This is a genomic window from Shewanella baltica, assembly GCF_900456975.1.
In the GTDB taxonomy this organism is placed as follows: domain Bacteria; phylum Pseudomonadota; class Gammaproteobacteria; order Enterobacterales; family Shewanellaceae; genus Shewanella; species Shewanella baltica.
In genome coordinates, this window is sequence record NZ_UGYM01000002.1 from 72,811 (window position 1) to 92,117 (window position 19,307).

The following is a 19,307-nucleotide window of genomic DNA, read 5'->3' on the forward strand; positions in this document are numbered from 1 at the left end:
TTAGCCAAAGCTGGTTACACGATTAACTTCTGCAATGCTAGTGACACCGTGAATCACTTTCAATAACCCGGATTGTCGTAAATCTCGCATTCCTTGCGCTTTAGCTTGGGAGGCTATTTGCAATGAGTTACCACCCTCCATGATAGTGCGGGCAATTTCATCGGACATTTTCATTACTTCATAAATGCCAACCCGTCCCTTGTAGCCCGCAGAGCAGTGCTCGCAGCCAATAGGTTTAAAGGTGGTAAAGCCTTGAGTAATTTGTGCTTGGGCAAAACCTAGACGAAGTAATTCATGCTCGGGGATCACTTCCGCTTGTTTACATTCGGGGCATAGACGACGCGCTAAGCGCTGGGCAATAATCAGATTCACAGAGCTAGCTATGTTGTAGCCTGGAACACCCATATTGATTAAACGGGTTAAGGTTTCGGCTGCCGAGTTAGTATGCAAGGTTGATAAGACTAAGTGACCCGTTTGCGCCGCTTTAATGGCAATCTCAGCAGTTTCAAGATCGCGGATTTCCCCGACCATCACCACATCGGGGTCTTGGCGTAGAAATGAACGTAAAGCGGACGCGAAGGTTAACCCTGCTTTTAAATTAATATGAACCTGATTCACGCCCTCAAGGTTAATCTCAACCGGATCTTCAGCGGTGGAAATATTACGCTCTTCGGTATTGAGAATATTTAACCCAGTGTAAAGGGAGACGGTCTTACCTGAACCGGTTGGACCCGTCACTAAAATCATCCCTTGGGGTTTTGCCAGCATCTCAAGGTAGAGTTTTTCTTGGTCGGGCTCGTAGCCGAGTTTTTCGATGCCTAGTTGTGCTGAGGACGAGTCCAAAATCCGCATTACAATCTTTTCACCCCACAGGGTCGGCAGAGTGCTAACCCGAAAGTCGATAGATTTAGTGCGGGAAAGCTTCATCTTAATTCGACCATCTTGTGGCACGCGCCGTTCGGCGATATCGAGTTTCGACATTACCTTTAGGCGCGCCGATAAACGACCAGCGAGGCTAATAGGTGGTTCAGAGACTTCGTGCAGAATACCGTCTATACGAAACCGTATGCGATAGCGTTTCTCATAGGGTTCAAAGTGTAGATCCGACGCACCCTTACGAATCGCATCGGTCAAAATTTTATTGATATAAATGACAATAGGCGCATCGTCACTACTCTCACCAGTAGACTCTTCGCTACGTCTGTCTGTATCAGTAATTTCTATCGCTGCCAGCGCTGCTTCGTCCATGCCGCCTAAATCGAGACCACTAATATCTTCTTCGAGAATTTTCTCCAACGCTTTAGCAAGTTTATCTTCTTCAACCAGAATCGCTTCGGCATGCAGGCCTGCACTAAATTGGAAATCTTCAAGGGCGGCAATATTGGTTGGGTCGGATGTGCCTATATAGAGGCGATTCCCACGCTTGAACAAGGGTAAGCAGCGGTGTTTTTCAATGAGTTTTTTATTAAGAAATTCTTCAGGGATGGAAGCAAGATCAAATTCAGTGAGATCGAGAAGTGGAGTGCCATATTCCTCATAGCAAAGCTCGGCTATTGCACGGGCAGAGATTAGCTTACTTTGAACTAAGGTGCTTACAAGGGCGTGTTTGTTTTGTCGAGATTTAGTGATAGCGTTAGCCATCTGCTCTTCATTTAGCAGACCTTTGCGGATAAAAAGGGTCGACAGCCCTAAGTGAAGGCCTGTAGATGGCATAACATACTCCTATCTTGATAAAGTAGCTCATAATAGCGCCAAAAAAAGCATTTGTCATTTATAATAAAGGCTCCATAATCGCAGAAAAATGATGTTCATCATAGAGATGCGGTTTAATGTATATGCTGTCGCGAGCAGATACCGTTAATTTCTACTATCGGATCTTTATTAGTGTTCTGATTGGGGGCATTTTAAAATCGACTTTTATTGTTTTATATGAATAAAGTCCTTTTTGAAAATATAGTTTCCTTTTAAAATCAACAATATGATATTTAATAATCATTGCTATGATCTAAGTCGTCAATAAGGATGTTCAAGTTGATACTCTCTCATGCTTTTTCTCGAATAATTCTTTTTTTATTTTTTGCCATTTTTTTTATGGGTTCTCTTCTTTCTGGCTATCTCAGTGGTTTCGCTGGACTGGGTAACTCTTATGATCTGAAACGGATTTTAGTTATCGTATTTGTGATGGTCGCTATGGTGTTGCTTTCATACAGAAAATCTGTACCGATAGCTATACTTTCTCCTTACACATGTTGGGTTGTCAGTGTAATATTTATTTTGGGTTTTATTTCTGCATTAAATAGTAAACACCCATTTTGGTCATTGCTTGAGTTAGCCAACTTTTTATTGTTGCTCTGCTTGTTTTACATCGTCGGTGTACTGATTGCGGATATAGGCAAAACTGTTGTACTGCAATATTTTTTTTGGTTTGCATTATTTTTTTCGGTTTGTATTTCAGTTAAGTTTTTTTTGCTACTGCTTTTTCATGCCCTCGATGCTAATCGACCCGATGTGCATTCTTTAGTTGCTGGCTTTATGAATGTAAGATTTTTCAATCAGTTGCAAGTTATGCTGCTGCCACTATTGTGCTTATCTTTTTATATTGAACAACTTAAAAAATATAAACGGGCAGCCATGCTTGCTTTTAGTGTGTTGTGGTTAATCTTGCTGCAATCAGAGGCTCGCGGGGCATTACTCGCAATGGTGGTGGCAGCGTTTGTTGTGTATAGCTTTTTATCTGCTGACCTGCGTAAAGCGTTTATTCGCCCAATTATGAAGGCTGTGACTTTAGGCACGCTTTTGTGGTTAGTGTTGATCATTATTATTCCACTGTTTCTTTTTGATAGCCAAATTTGGCAGCTAAGGACCAATAGCTCAGGTCGCATTGACATGTGGATTTATATTTTACAAACGATCCCCGAACATGTTTGGTTAGGTTACGGGCCAATGAGTTTTGCATGGGCAGAGGCAAGGCCTTTGCCTAGTGCTCACCCTCATAATGCCCTGCTACAGTTTTTATATGAGTTTGGTGTAGTTGTGTTTATCTTGCTGGCGAGTTGGTCGCTAATAAAATTACGGGCAATATTAAAGAGGTTTAAATTATTAGGGGCAAAGTCGAGTGAGCATTTGGCTGCAAAACCACAAAGCTGCATTAACAAAAGCCTCGGCAAAAGTTTCGATACAGACTCTGGCATAGACACAACCGATATTGTGTTGGTATTTGCTCTTTGCGCAGTATGGGTTTATGCCATGTTCGATGGGGTAATTGTGATGCCATTATCCCAAGCATTATTGATGGCGTTATTGGCGCTTAATTGCCGCCAATATCAACCGCGAGCAATAGCACTGCCATTAAAAGTTGCTTTAGTGGCAATAGTGATAATCTGTGGTGCACTGTTAATCACTAGCCTGGGTGATGCCGCGCTTAATCAGCAACTTTATCCAAGATTATGGTTGACTGGGATAATAAATGGATAAAAATAAAAAGCCCCAGGAAGGGGCTTTGGCAATAAAATAATAAGATTAGGTACTAGCTTTTACACCTGCTCCTTGTTCGCAAAGTTTTACATCATTATCACCAACAGCTTCAACGGCATAAGTCACTGCGCCAGTAGTTGCAACTTGAGCGGTTATTTTACATCGAGATGAGCTGAATGAATATTCACTATCAGTTTCAGCAGTCATTGTACCGTCAGCACCAGCAGCTGTAATATTAGCATTTACAGTATCGCAACCAATACCTGAACTCACACAAGCTGCTGCAGTTGAAGATAAACCGCTAACAGTTTTCATTGCGGCCCCGCCATCAGCGGTAACAATATAATCACGATAGGCAGGTAATGCTACCGCAGCCAAAATACCGATAATGGCTACTACGATCATTAGTTCGATCAGAGTAAAACCCTGAGCTTTTTTATTTAATGCTGTGTTTAAATTCATGGCCTTCATTTTTCTCTCCAGCTAACTATTTAGTGACTTACTGTGGTTGAATAGAGTGTTTAACCTAACCGCTTTTTTACTCTATAAATTGTTTTATTTCATCAAACTTTTTTACTCATTTATGTCAATAAAATCATTTATATGACCTATGTAACATTAACAGTACACCGATGATCTTGAATGACCCATGTGTAATGACTCATGCTGATTTATCCAAAGCCACTTTACTGAGCTAATGTCTGTTTGAATAAATCCTTTCGGTAACCGCACCTTAGGCTAATGTCCCTCAAGATGTGCTCTTTAAAACGCAAATTAGAGTATTTTGACAGACATTCCAGTGCTGACCTTAGGTGAGGTTGACCAAACGGCCATCTCGCCTTTGTAAAAGTTAGTACAAAGTTGCATAAAATGAAACAACTTTTACTCATAAAGTACTAATAAAATGATTCATTTGTCTAATAAATAGGAGATTAAACACATTGTGTTATAACAAAATTTTGACAATGTCAGTTTGATTGACTGGTATTCGCGTTAGAGTCAAGGTGATGGCGGATTTTCGATTGATTTTTGAAGGTGTTTAGCCATTGCTGATATTCGTATCATAAGGGCAAAACGCTTTGCTTTTTGAGTCTGGTACATGCAAAGCGTTTTGTGATGTAACAAATGTTACGGTTTACTTTAAGTCGGTTTTAAGCTTTCAATCTAAGCGACAAGTCTAGGGCGCGAACATGCTTAGTGAGCGCACCAACTGAGATATAGTCGACACCGGTTTTGGCAAATTCGGCTAAAGTGTCTAAGGTGACATTGCCGGAGACTTCAAGCTTAGCGCCTGCGTCTTTTGCTTTATATTGATTGTTCATTTCAACCGCTTCGACCATTTTAGTGATGTCGAAGTTATCTAACATTATGATATCTGTGCCAGAGTCGAGTGCTAAGGCGAGCTCTTCGAGTGATTCCACTTCGACTTCAACGGGTTTGTTCGGGTACAAGCTGCGGGCGGTATCTACGGCTTGGCGAATGCCACCACAGGCCATAATGTGGTTTTCTTTAATCAAGAAAGCATCATATAAGCCAATGCGATGGTTTTTGCCGCCGCCGCAGGTGACAGCATATTTCTGGGCAGTGCGCAGGCCTGGAATGGTTTTGCGAGTATCTAATAGGCGAGTGTGAGTGCCCACCAGTTTATCTACATAATGCTTAGTTAAGGTCGCAACGCCAGACAGGGTTTGGATAAAGTTCATTGCCGTGCGTTCGCCGGTGAGAATCGTGCGTGCTGGGCCTGAGAGTTCACAGAGTAGTTGGTTAGGTAACACCAGATCGCCATCATCCACATGCCAATGCAGTGCGACTTCCCCACCGAGTTGATTAAAAACTTGTTCGGCCCATGCTTTTCCACAAAAAACGCCTTCTTCACGGGTAATAAGGGTGGCTTCAGCGTACTTATCAGCAGGGATCAACATTGCTGTGATATCACCATAAGCGATGGCCTTGGTTTGATCGTTGATTTCGGTGCCGCCTAAGTCTTCACTGAGTGCGGATTTTACTGACTGGCGAATATCGTTTTCTAACATGAGCGGGGTCCTTGCATTCTTTAATTACTGACGACCTACTTGCATCTTAGGTTAAGATTACCACGGCCTTAGGTCTCACGGAACAGCTTGGAAGATTGTGCGGCAGGACTTAACCTCTGGCTTATTTAAGTTGGGAGTGAATGGCTTGCTCCATGATCTCAATATTAAAAGATGATGAGGTCAGTCAGTTCCGTGTGCTGGGTTTCTTCTTTGCTTGGCTGAATACTGTTAGAGTAACTCAGTTTATGTGGCATAGAGGATAAGCTCATAATGCGGTTTGATACGGGTTGGTGTGAGGGTGCAAGGCGTTGTGAGTCACCACATTTTAATCAACGTCCCTTGGGTGAAGTGAGTTTGTTGGTGATCCACAATATTAGCCTGCCAGCAGGTTGCTTTGGATTGCCTTATATTGATCAATTATTTCAAGGGTGCTTAGATACTAATGCGGATGCCAGTTTTGCACAGCTGCAGGGCTTGGAAGTCTCGGCGCACTTTTTGATCCGCCGCAATGGCGAGCGGGTGCAGTACGTGAGTTGTAACGACAGGGCTTGGCATGCAGGGCTTTCTCGTTATGGAGAGAGAGAGAATTGTAATGATTTTTCCATTGGTATTGAACTGGAAGGCACAGATACTGAGCCTTACACACCTGAGCAATATCAGTCACTGACAGCGTTGACGCAAGCACTGTTGGCTGAGTATCCATCGCTGAGTACCGAACGAATTGTGGGTCATTGTGATATTGCGCCAATGCGCAAAACAGACCCTGGACAAAGTTTTGATTGGGAAAGATATTTAGGGAAGCTAAAGGAATATACTTAGGCGTTGCGCTCTTAGGTTTTTGGATTTTAGACGTATTTCACACAAACCTAGACTATTTATGGACAAATTATAGAGGTACAGCCCATGGCATTATTTTCACTCTTGGTCGCCATTTTAGTGGAGCGACTTAAATTTCTTCCTTCATCATGGCAATTTGATCGTTTACTGCAGTCCTACCAAACGACGTTTTTTGGTGATAAAGCCTCACTGACGAGCGTTATGATGGCGCTGGCGTTAGTGCTGCCAGCCCTGTTGGTGTATGTGTTGTCTTGGTTAGTGGCGGGGATGTTTTGGGGCTTATTAAGTTTAGCGCTATGGATTGTCGTAGCGGTGGTTTGTTTTAACCATCAGAAACAGCGTGATATTTTCAAGAAATATATGCAAGCGGCTTGTCGTTCTGACGTCCAAGCTTGTTACCATTATGCCGCTGAGCTCGATTGTAGCGAGTGTTTGGATGCGGTTTCCGAGAAAGACCTTGGCGCCAAAGTGGGTCAAAGTGTCGCTTGGATTAACTATCGTTATTACGGCGCCGTTGCCTTGTTCTTCATTTTTCTGGGGCCAGTCGGCGCCGTGTTGTATTGCACTGTGCGTTTCTATGCTGAAGAAAATGCCCGTAAATCTCTAGAGCTACCCTTAGTCAATGAAGTGATTAGTGTATTGGATTGGTTGCCTAGCCGCATCTTTGCCTTTGGATATGCGTTAAGTGGCCAATTTAGCGAAGGGTTAGCTGCGTGGCGCCATCATGGTTTGACTCTAAATGCCAGTGCTCGCACTGTGGTTGCTGAGACGGCATTGGCAGCGCAACCTTTACCTGAGGTCGCAAGTGCACCTATATGTGTACAGTCAACCTTGGCATTATTAGTACTGAGTAAACGCAACTTTACACTTATCGTCGCGGTACTATCACTGCTGACCATTTTTGGATTGGTGAGTTAAGCAATATCAGCGTCACAGCGATAGCTGAATTTGGCAGTCTGAGCTGAGATAGCTCAGCACTGTCAAATGGTCTGACCCCATAGACATTTTTTTCCGCTATGCTCTCTCTTCGTGAGTGCTTTCGATCGAGATCGCTTTTAAGGAGTGATCTTCAATCTGGACATCAAAACGCTGATTTGATAAAGTGCGCTCACTCAAAAAAATTGGTAAGACCAATTTACAACGGAGCTGAGCGCCTGATGGCCTATAGTAAAATTAATCAGCCAAAAATTTCTGATGTGATCATGGCTCAATTAGAGCAGATGATCTTAGAGGGCAGTTTGCAGCCCGGTCAGAAGTTACCGCCTGAACGCGAACTGGCGATCCAGTTTGAAGTGTCTCGACCTTCTTTGCGTGAAGCTATCCAAAAGCTTGAGGCAAAAGGACTGTTAATGCGCCGCCAAGGCGGTGGTACTTATGTCAAAGAGCAACTCTGGCAGAGCCTTGCCGATCCTATCGTTGAACTTATGAATTCTGATCCAGAGAGTCAATACGACTTGCTGGAGTTTCGTCATGCTACAGAAGGCATGATGGCTTATTTTGCGGCGCTGCGTGGTACTGACGCCGATATGCAAAATATCAAACGTATGATCCTCGAGGTGGAAGCCGCCACCGATATTGAAAAACAAGCCGCCGCCATTGTGCGTTTTTATCGTGCCGTTGCCGAAGCGTCACATAACGTGGCTATGTTACACCTCGTTCTCAGTTTAACCCCTGTGCTGCATCAAAATGTGGCGCAAAACTTGGAGCTTTTAAGCCGCCGCGAAGAAGCTTCTACTATGGCTAACGATCACAGACGGGCCTTGCTCGCTGCCATCGTTCGTCGTGATCCCGAAGCCGCCAGAGAAGCCTCGAATGAACACTTAAGTTACATCGAAGAGGTGATGTTATCTGTGCGGGAAGAAGATAGCCGGTTGCAGCGAAGCTTGCGCCGTTTAAAGAGTGGCGCTTAAGTTCTGTAGTTTAGCTGCCTGCTAAATCGGAATATGCCGCAAACACCATTCATTATCATGTATATAGAGAAGGACAGTGTCATGTCTGAAGATATGCTACAAGACGTAGATCCATTAGAGACTCAGGAATGGGTTGATGCCCTGCAAGCCGTGTTGGAACAGGAAGGCCCAGAGCGCGCGCATTTTTTACTAGAGAAGCTGATCGATAAAGCGCGTCGTAATGGCACTCACTTGCCTTACAATGCCACAACGGCTTACTTGAACACTATTCCTGCGGGTCAAGAGCCGCACATGCCTGGCAACCAAGAGATGGAACGTCGCATTCGCGCTATCATCCGTTGGAACGCCTTAGCTATGGTTCTGCGTGGTTCTAAGAAAGATTTAGAGTTGGGCGGCCATATCTCAAGTTTCGCTTCAAGCGCGACTATCTATGACGTATGTTTTAACCACTTCTTCCGTGCACCGAATGAAAAAGACGGTGGCGATCTCGTGTATTTCCAAGGCCATATCGCCCCTGGTATTTATGCGCGTTCATTCCTAGAAGGTCGTTTAAGCGAAGACCAACTGGCTAACTTCCGTCAAGAAGTGGATGGCAAGGGTCTGTCTTCATACCCACATCCAAAACTGATGCCAGATTACTGGCAATTCCCAACGGTTTCTATGGGCTTAGGTCCAATCCAAGCCATCTATCAGGCGCGTTTCTTAAAATATCTGACTGACCGTGGTCTGAAGGATTGTTCAGCACAAACTGTTTACTGTTTCTTAGGTGACGGTGAGTGTGATGAGCCAGAAGCCTTAGGTGCTATCGGTTTAGCGGCCCGTGAAGAATTAGATAATTTAGTCTTCATCGTTAACTGTAACTTACAGCGTCTTGATGGCCCTGTACGTGGTAACGGTAAGATCATTCAAGAACTTGAAGGCGAATTCCGCGGCGCAGGCTGGGAAGTGGTGAAAGTGATTTGGGGTCGTTACTGGGATCCATTATTGGCCCGTGACACCAGCGGTAAACTACTGCAGTTAATGGAAGAAACCGTTGACGGTGAATACCAAAACTGTAAAGCCAAAGGTGGCGCTTATACGCGCGAACACTTCTTTGGTAAGTATCCTGAAACAGCCGAAATGGTTGCTAACATGTCAGATGATGACATTTGGCGCTTAAACCGTGGCGGTCATGATCCAGTTAAAGTTTACGCTGCACTGGAACATGCACAAAAAACCAAAGGCCGTCCAACAGTTATCCTAGCGAAAACCGTTAAAGGTTACGGCTTAGGTGATGCGGGTGAAGGTAAAAACATCGCTCACAACGTGAAGAAGATGGGCGTTGAGTCTATCCGTTACTTCCGCGATCGTTTCAATATCCCGATCCCTGATGACCAGTTAGAAGATCTGCCTTTCTATCACCCAGGTCCAGATTCTGAAGAAGTGAAGTACATGATGAGCCGTCGTGAAGCGCTGCATGGTAGCGTGCCACAACGTCGTCAAAAGTTCACTGAAGAGATGGAAGTGCCGTCACTGAAGATTTTCGATTCGATTTTACAGGGCTCAAACGGCCGTGAAATTTCATCGACTATGGCATTCGTTCGCGTGCTGACAGCATTGCTGAAAGACAAGAAAATTGGCAAAAACATTGTGCCAATTATTCCTGACGAAGCCCGTACTTTCGGTATGGAAGGTCTGTTCCGTCAAGTGGGTATTTATGCTCACGAAGGCCAAAAATACGTACCGCAAGACTCTGACCAAGTGGCTTATTATCGTGAAGATAAAACCGGTCAAGTATTGCAAGAAGGGATTAACGAACTCGGTGCTATGTCTTCATGGGTATCGGCAGCGACAAGCTACTCTGTCAACGATACACCTATGATCCCGTTCTACATCTACTACTCAATGTTCGGTTTCCAACGTATTGGCGACATGGCTTGGGCAGCGGGTGACATGCGTGCTCGTGGTTTCTTAGTCGGTGGTACTTCAGGTCGTACAACGCTCAACGGCGAAGGTTTACAGCATCAAGATGGTCACAGCCACGTATTGGCGAACACTATCCCTAACTGTATTTCTTACGATCCAACCTACGGTTACGAAATTGCCGTTGTGGTACAAGATGGTATCCGTCGTATGTACGGCGAGAATCAAGAAGATATCTTCTACTACTTGACCACAATGAACGAAAACTATGAGCAACCAGCCATGCCAGAAGGCGCGGAAGTGGGCATAGTGAAAGGTATCTATAAGTTAGAAACGGTTGCGGGCTCAGGTAAAGGCAAAGTTCAGTTAATGAGCTGTGGCACTATCCTTGAACAAACCCGTAAAGCGGCGCAAGCACTGGCGAAAGACTTCGGTATTACTGCCGACGTATTTAGCGTAACTAGCTTCAACGAATTGACTCGCGATGGTCAAGCCGCTGAACGTTGGAACATGCTGCACCCAACCGAAACGCCAAAACAAGCCTATATCAGCCAAGTGATTTCAAGTGATGCACCTGCAATCGTAGCGACTGACTATATGAAGATTTACGGCGAACAGTTACGTGCTTACATTCCTACCGATTACAAAGTGTTAGGTACTGACGGTTTCGGTCGTTCAGATAGCCGCGAGAATCTGCGTCACCACTTCGAAGTGGATGCTAAGTTCATCGTTATTGCGGCACTGAAATCACTGGTTGATCGCAAAGAGCTGCCTGTCGATGTGTTAGCAAAAGCCATTAAAGAATATGGTATCGACGCTGACAAGATCAATCCACAGTACGCGTAAGAGGCAATAAAAATGGCTGAATTAAAAGAAGTTTTTGTTCCTGATATCGGCGGCGATGAAGTGCAAGTGATCGAAATTTGTGTGGCTGTGGGTGATACCCTAGCGGCAGAAGAATCGATTCTTACCGTCGAAAGCGACAAGGCGACTATGGATATTCCAGCGCCTTTCGCCGGTGTTTTAGCCGAATTGAAAGTGGCTGTGGGCGATAAAGTATCTGAAGGTACTTTGATTGCTATGATGCAAGCGGCGGGCGCGGCAGCTGCCGCTCCGGCTCCAGTTGCAGCACCCGCTCAGGCGGCACCAGCATCTGCACCAGTTCAAGCGGCTCCAGCCCCAGTGGCTGCTGCTGCGACGGGCGCAACCAAAGTGGTTGAAGTGACTGTACCTGATATCGGTGGCGACACTGATGTGTCGGTTATCGAAGTTCTGGTTGCTGTCGGTGACAAGATTGAAGTGGATAGCGGTTTAATTACCCTAGAAACAGACAAAGCGACCATGGACGTGCCATCACCTTTCGCGGGTGTGGTTAAAGACGTTAAAGTCGCAGTTGGCGATAAAGTGTCGCAAGGCTCTTTAGTCATCATGCTTGAAGTGGGCGGCGCTGCACCTGCAGCCGCGCCAACTGTTGCTGCCCAAGCGGCTCCTGCCGCTATGGTAGCGCCAGTGGCCGCAGCACCTGCTGCACCAGCGGCAAGTGTGGTTGCGGTAAAAGAAATTCAAGTGCCGGATATTGGCGATGCCAGCAATGTCGATGTGATCGAAGTGCTCGTGTCTGTCGGTGATGAAATCACTGCTGACCAAGGTTTGATTACCCTTGAAACTGACAAAGCCACCATGGAAGTGCCTGCGCCATTCGCCGGTAAACTGCTGTCTTTGACTGTTAAAGTGGGTGACAAGGTTTCTCAAGGTAGCGTTATTGCAACGATTGAAACTGTCACAGTGGGTGCAGCTCCAGCAGCGGTTGCTCAAGCGGCAGCTCCTGCTCCAGTGAGCGCGGCGCCCGTTGCTGCCCCAACACCTGCAAGCCGTCCTCCAGTGCCACACCATCCAAGCGCAGGTACACCTGTGTCTACCGGTGCGGTACATGCGTCTCCTGCGGTACGTCGTTTAGCCCGTGAATTTGGTGTCGACTTGACCCAAGTGACAGGTTCTGGCCGTAAAGGTCGCATTATGAAAGAAGACGTTCAGGCGTATGTGAAATACGAACTGTCTCGTCCGAAAGCGACTGCGGCAACCTCTGTGGGTTCAGGTAACGGCGGCGGTCTGCAAGTGATTGCAGCACCTAAAGTTGATTTCAGTAAGTTTGGTGAAGTGGAAGAAATTCCATTAAGCCGTATCCAGAAGATTTCTGGCCCTAACTTACACCGCAACTGGGTAACTATTCCGCACGTGACTCAGTTCGATGAAGCTGATATCACTGAAATGGAAGAGTTCCGTAAGCAGCAAAACGATGTAGCGGCGAAGAAGAAAGCCGATTACAAGATCACGCCTTTAGTGTTTATGCTAAAAGCTGTGGCTAAAACGTTGCAACAGTTCCCAGTGTTCAACTCAAGCTTAAGTAGCGATGGCGAATCACTGATCCAGAAGAAGTATTTCCACATTGGTGTGGCGGTTGATACGCCAAACGGTTTGGTTGTGCCAGTCGTGCGTGACGTGGATAAGAAAGGCATTATCGAGTTATCTCGTGAACTGGCTGACATCTCTATCCGTGCCCGTGATGGCAAGCTGAAATCTGCTGACATGCAAGGTAGCTGTTTTACTATTTCAAGTTTAGGTGGCATTGGCGGTACAGCGTTTACGCCTATCGTTAACTACCCAGACGTGGCGATTTTAGGTGTGTCTAAATCTGAAATTAAGCCTAAGTGGAATGGTAAAGAGTTCGAACCTAAATTGATGTTGCCCTTGTCGCTGTCATACGATCACCGTGTGATCGATGGTGCTATGGCTGCACGCTTTAGTGTGACGCTGTCAGGAATTCTGTCCGATATTCGTACTTTGGTTCTGTAAGCATATAAGGCTGCTCATCTTGAGTGGCCTTTTGTTTATTGTGATCAGTATCAAACACAGGTTAAAATGCGCCCACCTTACGCGCTGGCGCATTTTCGGTTGGCAGGATAGCTCCTCCAACGGATTGAATGAGAATTAGAGGAAAACATGAGTAACGAAATCAAAACTCAGGTAGTGGTATTAGGTGCAGGTCCTGCAGGTTATTCTGCGGCTTTCCGTGCAGCGGACTTAGGTCTAGAAACCATTATCGTTGAACGTTTTAGCACTTTAGGCGGCGTGTGTCTTAATGTGGGTTGTATCCCATCTAAAGCCCTATTACATGTTGCTAAAGTTATCGAAGAAGCCAAAGCCGTTGCTGCTCACGGTGTGGTTTTCGGCGAGCCAACTATCGATTTAGATAAGTTACGTGGCTTTAAAGAAAAAGTCATTGGCCAATTAACTGGCGGATTGGGCGGCATGTCCAAAATGCGTAAAGTTAACGTGGTTAACGGTTTTGGTAAATTCACTGGCCCTAACACGCTAGAAGTGACTGCTGAAGATGGCACTGTCAAAGTGGTTCAATTCGAGCAAGCTATCATTGCTGCGGGTTCTCGCCCAATCAAACTGCCATTCATTCCGCATGAAGATCCACGTATTTGGGATTCGACTGACGCATTAGAACTGAAAGAAGTTCCAGGCAAGTTGTTAGTGATGGGCGGCGGTATTATCGGCCTAGAAATGGGAACTGTGTACGCTTCTTTAGGCAGTGAAATCGACGTGGTTGAAATGTTCGACCAAGTGATCCCAGCAGCTGATAAAGACGTTGTTCGCGTATTCACTAAGCAAATCAAGAAGAAATTCAACCTGATCCTTGAAACTAAAGTCACAGCGGTAGAAGCCCGTGAAGACGGTATTTATGTTTCTATGGAAGGTAAGAGCGCACCAACTGAAGCTGTCCGTTACGATGCAGTCTTAGTAGCAATTGGCCGTGCACCTAATGGCAAGTCGTTAGATGCTGAAAAAGCAGGTGTTAACGTTGATGAGCGTGGCTTTATCAAGGTTGATAAGCAACTGCGTACTAACGTACCGCACATCTATGCAATTGGTGACATCGTTGGTCAACCTATGTTGGCTCACAAAGGCGTGCACGAAGGCCACGTAGCGGCTGAAGTTATCGCTGGCATGAAGCACTACTTCGATCCAAAAGTGATCCCATCAATTGCTTACACTGACCCAGAAGTCGCTTGGGTTGGTTTAACTGAGAAAGAAGCGAAAGAGCAAGGTATTGCTTACGAAACAGCAACTTTCCCATGGGCAGCAAGCGGCCGCGCTATCGCATCTGATGCGAGTGAAGGCATGACTAAACTGATTTTCGACAAAGACACTCATCGCGTAATCGGTGGTGCGATTGTTGGTGTTAACGGCGGCGAGCTGTTAGGCGAGATCGGTTTAGCGATTGAAATGGGTTGTGATGCTGAAGATTTAGCATTAACCATTCACGCTCACCCAACACTGCACGAATCAGTGGGCTTAGCGGCTGAAATGTACGAAGGTTCTATTACTGATTTGCCAAACCCAAAGGCAAAGAAAAAGTAATTTAGCTGTCGATTAAAAAAGCGCTCATTTGAGCGCTTTTTTATTGCCTGTATTTTTTTGTAACTTTTATGTAAACAAGCGGATGAATTGATAGGATTGAGCTGCTACAGTACAACTATGGTATGAAGTAAGCCGTCACATGCAAACAAAAATAATTAGAACAATTCTGACATGTTTCATCCTTTCATTGACTTGCGTCCACTCGGCTTGGGCGGGCGGTTTTGTGCAGCGAGTTTTTACTGATAGGGACGGTTTAGCGGTCACCAGTATCCGAGGCTTGGCCTTAGATGATTACGGTTTTGTATGGGCCGCAACTGAGCAGGGCTTGTATCGAGTTAGTAATTCTAAGGTGCGGCGTATCGATAAAATCGGCACCGAATCGCGACTGTCAGATGACTTTTTAACCTCAGTAGTAAACATCGACCGTGACAAGTTATTGGTTAGCACCAACGCCGCAATTTACCTCTACGATATTGTCCAAAATCAATTTACCGCCTTTGGTTCTCCCTATTTATTCCCGCAGTTTCCCGGTGGTGCGCTGGTCTCGGCAGCCCGAAAGAATAGTAAAACATGGCGATTATTAATTGATAATGGCCAGATTTATGAATTCTCCCCTTCAAAGTCCGAACTGCGCCTCATTACTCAGTTGCCAGTTAATCGCGATCTTCCTTGGCGCAAATTGCTGGTCATGCCTAACGGTCAAATGCTGGTCGCGGGAACCTTGCAATTAGAGTTGCTGGAGCAAAATGGCGAGCGAGTGTTCCAATACTCTTGGACCGAATCTATGGGCAGTATTCTCGATATGTTAGAGGATTCTCAAAATAGGTTCTGGATTGCGACCGGACGCGGCGTTTATCAATTAGATCCAATTTCTAGGCAAATTATCCCCGTGCCAGAATTGCCCGATTGGAGCACAGTGATCATTGAGGATGCTAAAGGGGATCTGTGGTTTTCTAGTCGTATCGGCTTATTGAAATGGTCGCCCGAAACGCGGCAGATTGAAAACTATCAAAAAGAGTTGAAGGCTGAGGCCAACATGGAAACGCTGAAAGCCATGTTGTTTGATGATGCAGGTTTGATGTGGGTCGGAGGCTCAGGCGATGGATTGGCTTTATTGGCGTCACAGCCTGATTTCATCCTCGATACTTATACTGGCGATGAACCCTATCAACTGAGCGATGCCATGACTTGGTCAGTGCATGCCAGTGATGAAGGGGTTTGGTTAGGTTCTTCCAGTTTAGATTTTATTGCAAAAGGCAGTAGCAAAGCGTTTAACGTGCCAATTGAGGGATTTAATCCCCATGAAAGTATTTACGATATCAGTGCGTTTGAGGGGCATTATTTACTGTTATCGACGACCAGCGGCCTCTTTGTTGTCGATAAAGACACTTTGCAAGGCAGTAGCTTTTCTAAATGGACTCACGGCAATGATGATTTTAAAAATAAGCTTATTTATAAAACCTATCGTGACCCCAAACTGAAAGGACGTGTTTGGATTGCGACGACAACAGGGCTGTATTTTTGGGAAATGGGACTGTACGAACCTCAGCCCTTTGATATTGATAAGTCATCGAACAAGTTTGACGGCCCTAAGCGCCCCGTGATCCGCACTATTTATCGCACCTCCGACGGTCGTTTGTGGGTGGGCGGTAAAAAAGTCTTTGGTTACATCGACAGCCAAAATGAGTTTCATGATCAGCGGCAGTTGTTTAATGCTTTTGCTGCACAACCCACGGTCAGTCACATTGAAGAAATGTCACCTGGGGTGATCTGGTTTGGCTCCTATGAAAAAGGTTTATTTGAATACCATCAGCAAACGGGATCGTTAATTTCATTGACCTCCGAGTGGCAATTAAATTGTAGTTCAGTGTTTTTTATTCAAAAAACGCCCAAGTCTAATCTTGTGGGCTGCTCGGATTCTTTGGTGCGACAGGATATCCAAACGGGCGAGATTGCTATGTTCAATCAGCTCGATGGTTTAATTTCCGATGAGATGAACGAAGGCGCCTATTTTTACTCACCTAAAACAGGCTTTTACTTAGGCACGCCCGAGGGCGTGATGCGACTCGATGTCGATAGGCTGGCCAATCGCATTACCGATGACCATGTGATGCTTGAATCTGTCTCTGTGTACTATAACAACACGACCGAAGTGTCCCTGTTGCCGCGCAACCTGATGACCATAAAACCCGAAGCCAATATGGTCAGTTTTCAAATCACTAACTTAGATTATCTCGATGATTCGCCCATCCAATTTAAATACCGATTACGCTCTCAAGATGAAGAGAGCAATTATGTGCTGCTTCAGGGGGAGTCGCAGATTAACCTCGCAGGTTTAGCTGCAGGTGGTTATGTTTTAGATATTTTGAGTCAGGTCAATGGAATATGGTCCGATAAACCTTTTACCTATCCCTTTTATGTTGAGCAGCATTGGTGGTTATCTCAAGGTTTTAAAGGCATTTTACTGCTGTTACTTTCTATTATTGCCTTAAGTCTTGCTTGGTATCGGCAACGCCAGATCAATACCTTTAAGCTGATGAATCTGGCATTAACTGAGAGTGATGACAGGCTGAGGCAATCTTTGCGCGGTAGTGACTCGGATCTCTGGGAATGGCATAAAAATACTCAGGCATTTCATCTTGATAATCGCGGTGCCGTTCTCGGTACCCATGCCAATGAGATTGTTGTGAGCTTAGCAGAGTTGCCTGTGCATCCACAGGATAGGGAAAAAGCGCTCGCTCAGTGGGATAGTATGATATCGGGGGAGATAGATAGATTCGAAGCCGAGTATCGTTATCAGCGCAAAGACGGTAATTGGGGCTGGTTAAGGGTAAGAGGGCGGCCCGTTGCCCGTAATAAGCACTCCAATGAGATTGAGCGGGTCGCGGGTATTTATAGTGATATTACCGTGCAACGCCAGTTAGAAGATGAAGTGAATTTACTGGCAAAAGCGTTTGGTAACACATCTGAAGGTGTACTGATTTTAGATGTCGAAGGCAGTATTCGCGTGGCGAATTACGCGGCACAGCAAATTATCGGCATCGATTCTGCTGACTTAGTTGGCCAATCTTTTACCCAATTTGTACAGATGAATGACGGTTTGGCATCGGAAATCAAGCAACTCCTCAGTGATAGCCAGTCTTGGACGGGCGAGCGTGAGTTAATTAACGCCAGTCAGCAACCTTGTCCCGTGTGGTTAAACGTATCTGTGATGCAAAGTGCCAACGGGAAAGTGACCCATTATGTGGTGGTATTCTCGGATATTACCGAACGTAAACGAACCGAAGCCGATTTACGCCGCCTAGCCAATTACGATGTGCTTACGGGATTGCCAAACCGCTCCTTATTTTCTAGTCGCCTATTACAGTCTATTCAGGCCGCGCAGCAAACGGGCGAGAAATTGGCGCTATTGTTCTTGGATCTCGATAGATTTAAGCATGTTAATGACTCCTATGGTCATAGCATGGGCGATGCCTTACTGGTCGAAGCTTCAAGCCGACTACAATCCTGTATTGCTAGCGAGCATATGCTCTGCCGCTTTGGCGGCGATGAATTTGTGATTTTACTCAGAAATGCCAACAGTATTGACGAGATAAACCACATTGCCGAGCGGCTGCTGGAACAAATTGTGGCGCCTTTTAAGTTATATGGTCGTGAGTTTTATATTTCGACCAGTATTGGCATCAGTATTTGGCCCGATGATGCAATGCAACCCGAGGCCTTTATCAAGAATGCCGATCTTGCTATGTATCACGCCAAAGAAGAAGGACGGGGGAATTTCCAATATTATTCCTCTGAGCGTAATGCCCAAGCCCTCTATCATTTACGGCTTGAGGCCGATTTACGTAAAGCCATAGAGCGGCAAGAGTTCGAGCTTTATTACCAGCCGCAAATTGATATTTTGCGTAACGATAAGCTCATAGGAATGGAAGCATTAATTCGCTGGAAACATCCGCAGGATGGTTTTATTCGTCCCGATATTTTCATCAAAGTCGCCGAGGCCTGCGGTTTAATTGTCGATATTGACCGCTGGGTGTTAAGGCAAGCCTGTGTGCAGGGAGCATATTGGGCAAAGCGTTATGGCGCTACCTTTAAGTTGTCGGTTAATATTTCAGCGGTGCATTTCAGGCAGCCCGATTTTATTGAAGACATACAAAGAATTCTGCATGAAACCCAAATGCCGACATCGTCTTTAGGCTTAGAAATCACTGAAGGCGTATTGATGAAAGAGCTGCACGTCGCTAAAGATCATCTCTCGCGATTGAAATCCTTGGGGATTGAAGTTGCCATTGATGACTTTGGGACAGGTTATTCTTCTCTGGCTTATTTACGCCATTTTGAGGTGAATACCTTAAAAATCGATCGCTCCTTCTTGATTGATATCGCCACCAATAAGGCCGATCAGGCGATTGTGAGCAGTATTATTGAATTAGCCCGTAACCTTAAATTAAATGTGGTTGCCGAAGGGATTGAGACGGTCGAGCAGTTAGAGCAAGTATTTAGCCGCGGCTGTTATATTATTCAAGGGTATTATTTTGCTAAGCCTATGTGCGTGGATGATTTTGAACGCTATTTAGAAACAGATAACAGAATCTTCGCTATTGAGCATTAAGCTAGACCATATAACCTATTATCGGCTCGCTTATGTTTGATCATGCGTCCTTGATATTTGTATTGGCGATAGGCCATACGAGCAAGATATAAACCAGCGTCCTTAAAATTT

The 19,307-nt window shown here is 45.3% G+C and carries 11 protein-coding genes; 8 read left to right on the forward strand and 3 right to left on the reverse strand.

Going from position 1 to position 19,307, the window contains the following annotated elements; translation table 11 throughout:
* Positions 1–1,713: a type IV-A pilus assembly ATPase PilB gene (pilB, locus tag DYH48_RS00375; protein WP_115333752.1), complete on the reverse strand. Its 1,713-nt coding sequence runs from the start codon at positions 1,711–1,713 to the stop codon at positions 1–3.
* 318 nt (positions 1,714–2,031) lie between these two features.
* On the opposite strand from pilB, the gene DYH48_RS00380 reads away from it, so the two are divergent.
* Positions 2,032–3,474 carry an O-antigen ligase family protein gene (locus DYH48_RS00380; protein WP_172481126.1) on the forward strand — a complete coding sequence of 481 codons (1,443 nt, stop codon included), beginning with the start codon at positions 2,032–2,034 and terminating at the stop codon, positions 3,472–3,474.
* A gap of 45 nt (positions 3,475–3,519) precedes the next feature.
* On the opposite strand, the gene DYH48_RS24050 is transcribed toward DYH48_RS00380, so the two are convergent.
* Both DYH48_RS24050 and nadC read right to left on the reverse strand, forming a co-directional pair.
* The gene (locus tag DYH48_RS24050) at positions 3,520–3,945 is read right to left on the reverse strand and encodes a pilin (RefSeq protein ID WP_115333754.1); all 426 of its coding nucleotides are present in this window, start codon (positions 3,943–3,945) and stop codon (positions 3,520–3,522) included.
* A gap of 680 nt (positions 3,946–4,625) precedes the next feature.
* Complete coding sequence (nadC, locus tag DYH48_RS00390) at positions 4,626–5,507, reverse strand: carboxylating nicotinate-nucleotide diphosphorylase (protein ID WP_115333755.1); 882 nt, start codon at positions 5,505–5,507, stop codon at positions 4,626–4,628.
* A gap of 270 nt (positions 5,508–5,777) precedes the next feature.
* On the opposite strand from nadC, the gene ampD reads away from it, so the two are divergent.
* The 7 genes from ampD to DYH48_RS00425 all read left to right on the forward strand — a co-directional run bounded on the left by ampD (position 5,778) and on the right by DYH48_RS00425 (position 19,196).
* Positions 5,778–6,326, forward strand: coding sequence for a 1,6-anhydro-N-acetylmuramyl-L-alanine amidase AmpD (ampD, locus tag DYH48_RS00395; RefSeq protein ID WP_063884705.1), 549 nt, complete (start codon positions 5,778–5,780; stop codon positions 6,324–6,326).
* 84 nt (positions 6,327–6,410) lie between these two features.
* The gene (ampE, locus tag DYH48_RS00400; protein WP_115333756.1) at positions 6,411–7,262 is read left to right on the forward strand and encodes a beta-lactamase regulator AmpE; all 852 of its coding nucleotides are present in this window, start codon (positions 6,411–6,413) and stop codon (positions 7,260–7,262) included.
* A 239-nt stretch (positions 7,263–7,501) separates the two neighbouring features.
* Positions 7,502–8,254, forward strand: coding sequence for a pyruvate dehydrogenase complex transcriptional repressor PdhR (pdhR, locus tag DYH48_RS00405; protein WP_006083345.1), 753 nt, complete (start codon positions 7,502–7,504; stop codon positions 8,252–8,254).
* An 81-nt stretch (positions 8,255–8,335) separates the two neighbouring features.
* Positions 8,336–11,002 carry a pyruvate dehydrogenase (acetyl-transferring), homodimeric type gene (gene aceE / locus DYH48_RS00410; protein ID WP_115333757.1) on the forward strand — a complete coding sequence of 889 codons (2,667 nt, stop codon included), beginning with the start codon at positions 8,336–8,338 and terminating at the stop codon, positions 11,000–11,002.
* Between the two features lie 12 nt (positions 11,003–11,014).
* Entirely contained in the window at positions 11,015–13,009 is a 1,995-nt protein-coding gene (gene aceF, locus DYH48_RS00415; protein ID WP_115333758.1) for a dihydrolipoyllysine-residue acetyltransferase, read from the forward strand.
* Positions 13,010–13,156: 147 nt separating this feature from the next.
* Positions 13,157–14,584 carry a dihydrolipoyl dehydrogenase gene (lpdA, locus tag DYH48_RS00420; RefSeq protein WP_006084361.1) on the forward strand — a complete coding sequence of 476 codons (1,428 nt, stop codon included), beginning with the start codon at positions 13,157–13,159 and terminating at the stop codon, positions 14,582–14,584.
* Between the two features lie 139 nt (positions 14,585–14,723).
* The gene (locus DYH48_RS00425; RefSeq protein ID WP_115333759.1) at positions 14,724–19,196 is read left to right on the forward strand and encodes an EAL domain-containing protein; all 4,473 of its coding nucleotides are present in this window, start codon (positions 14,724–14,726) and stop codon (positions 19,194–19,196) included.
* The last annotated feature ends 111 nt before the right edge of the window (positions 19,197–19,307 follow it).

Excerpts from the sequence above, each read along its gene's own strand:
- pilB (WP_115333752.1), bottom strand. The coding sequence starts at position 1,713 with ATGCCATCTACAGGCCTTCACTTAGGGCTGTCGACCCTTTTTATCCGC.
- DYH48_RS24050 (WP_115333754.1), bottom strand. The coding sequence starts at position 3,945 with ATGAAGGCCATGAATTTAAACACAGCATTAAATAAAAAAGCTCAGGGT.
- nadC (WP_115333755.1), bottom strand. The coding sequence starts at position 5,507 with ATGTTAGAAAACGATATTCGCCAGTCAGTAAAATCCGCACTCAGTGAA.
- ampD (WP_063884705.1), top strand. The coding sequence starts at position 5,778 with ATGCGGTTTGATACGGGTTGGTGTGAGGGTGCAAGGCGTTGTGAGTCA.
- ampE (WP_115333756.1), top strand. The coding sequence starts at position 6,411 with ATGGCATTATTTTCACTCTTGGTCGCCATTTTAGTGGAGCGACTTAAA.
- pdhR (WP_006083345.1), top strand. The coding sequence starts at position 7,502 with ATGGCCTATAGTAAAATTAATCAGCCAAAAATTTCTGATGTGATCATG.
- aceE (WP_115333757.1), top strand. The coding sequence starts at position 8,336 with ATGTCTGAAGATATGCTACAAGACGTAGATCCATTAGAGACTCAGGAA.
- aceF (WP_115333758.1), top strand. The coding sequence starts at position 11,015 with ATGGCTGAATTAAAAGAAGTTTTTGTTCCTGATATCGGCGGCGATGAA.
- lpdA (WP_006084361.1), top strand. The coding sequence starts at position 13,157 with ATGAGTAACGAAATCAAAACTCAGGTAGTGGTATTAGGTGCAGGTCCT.
- DYH48_RS00425 (WP_115333759.1), top strand. The coding sequence starts at position 14,724 with ATGCAAACAAAAATAATTAGAACAATTCTGACATGTTTCATCCTTTCA.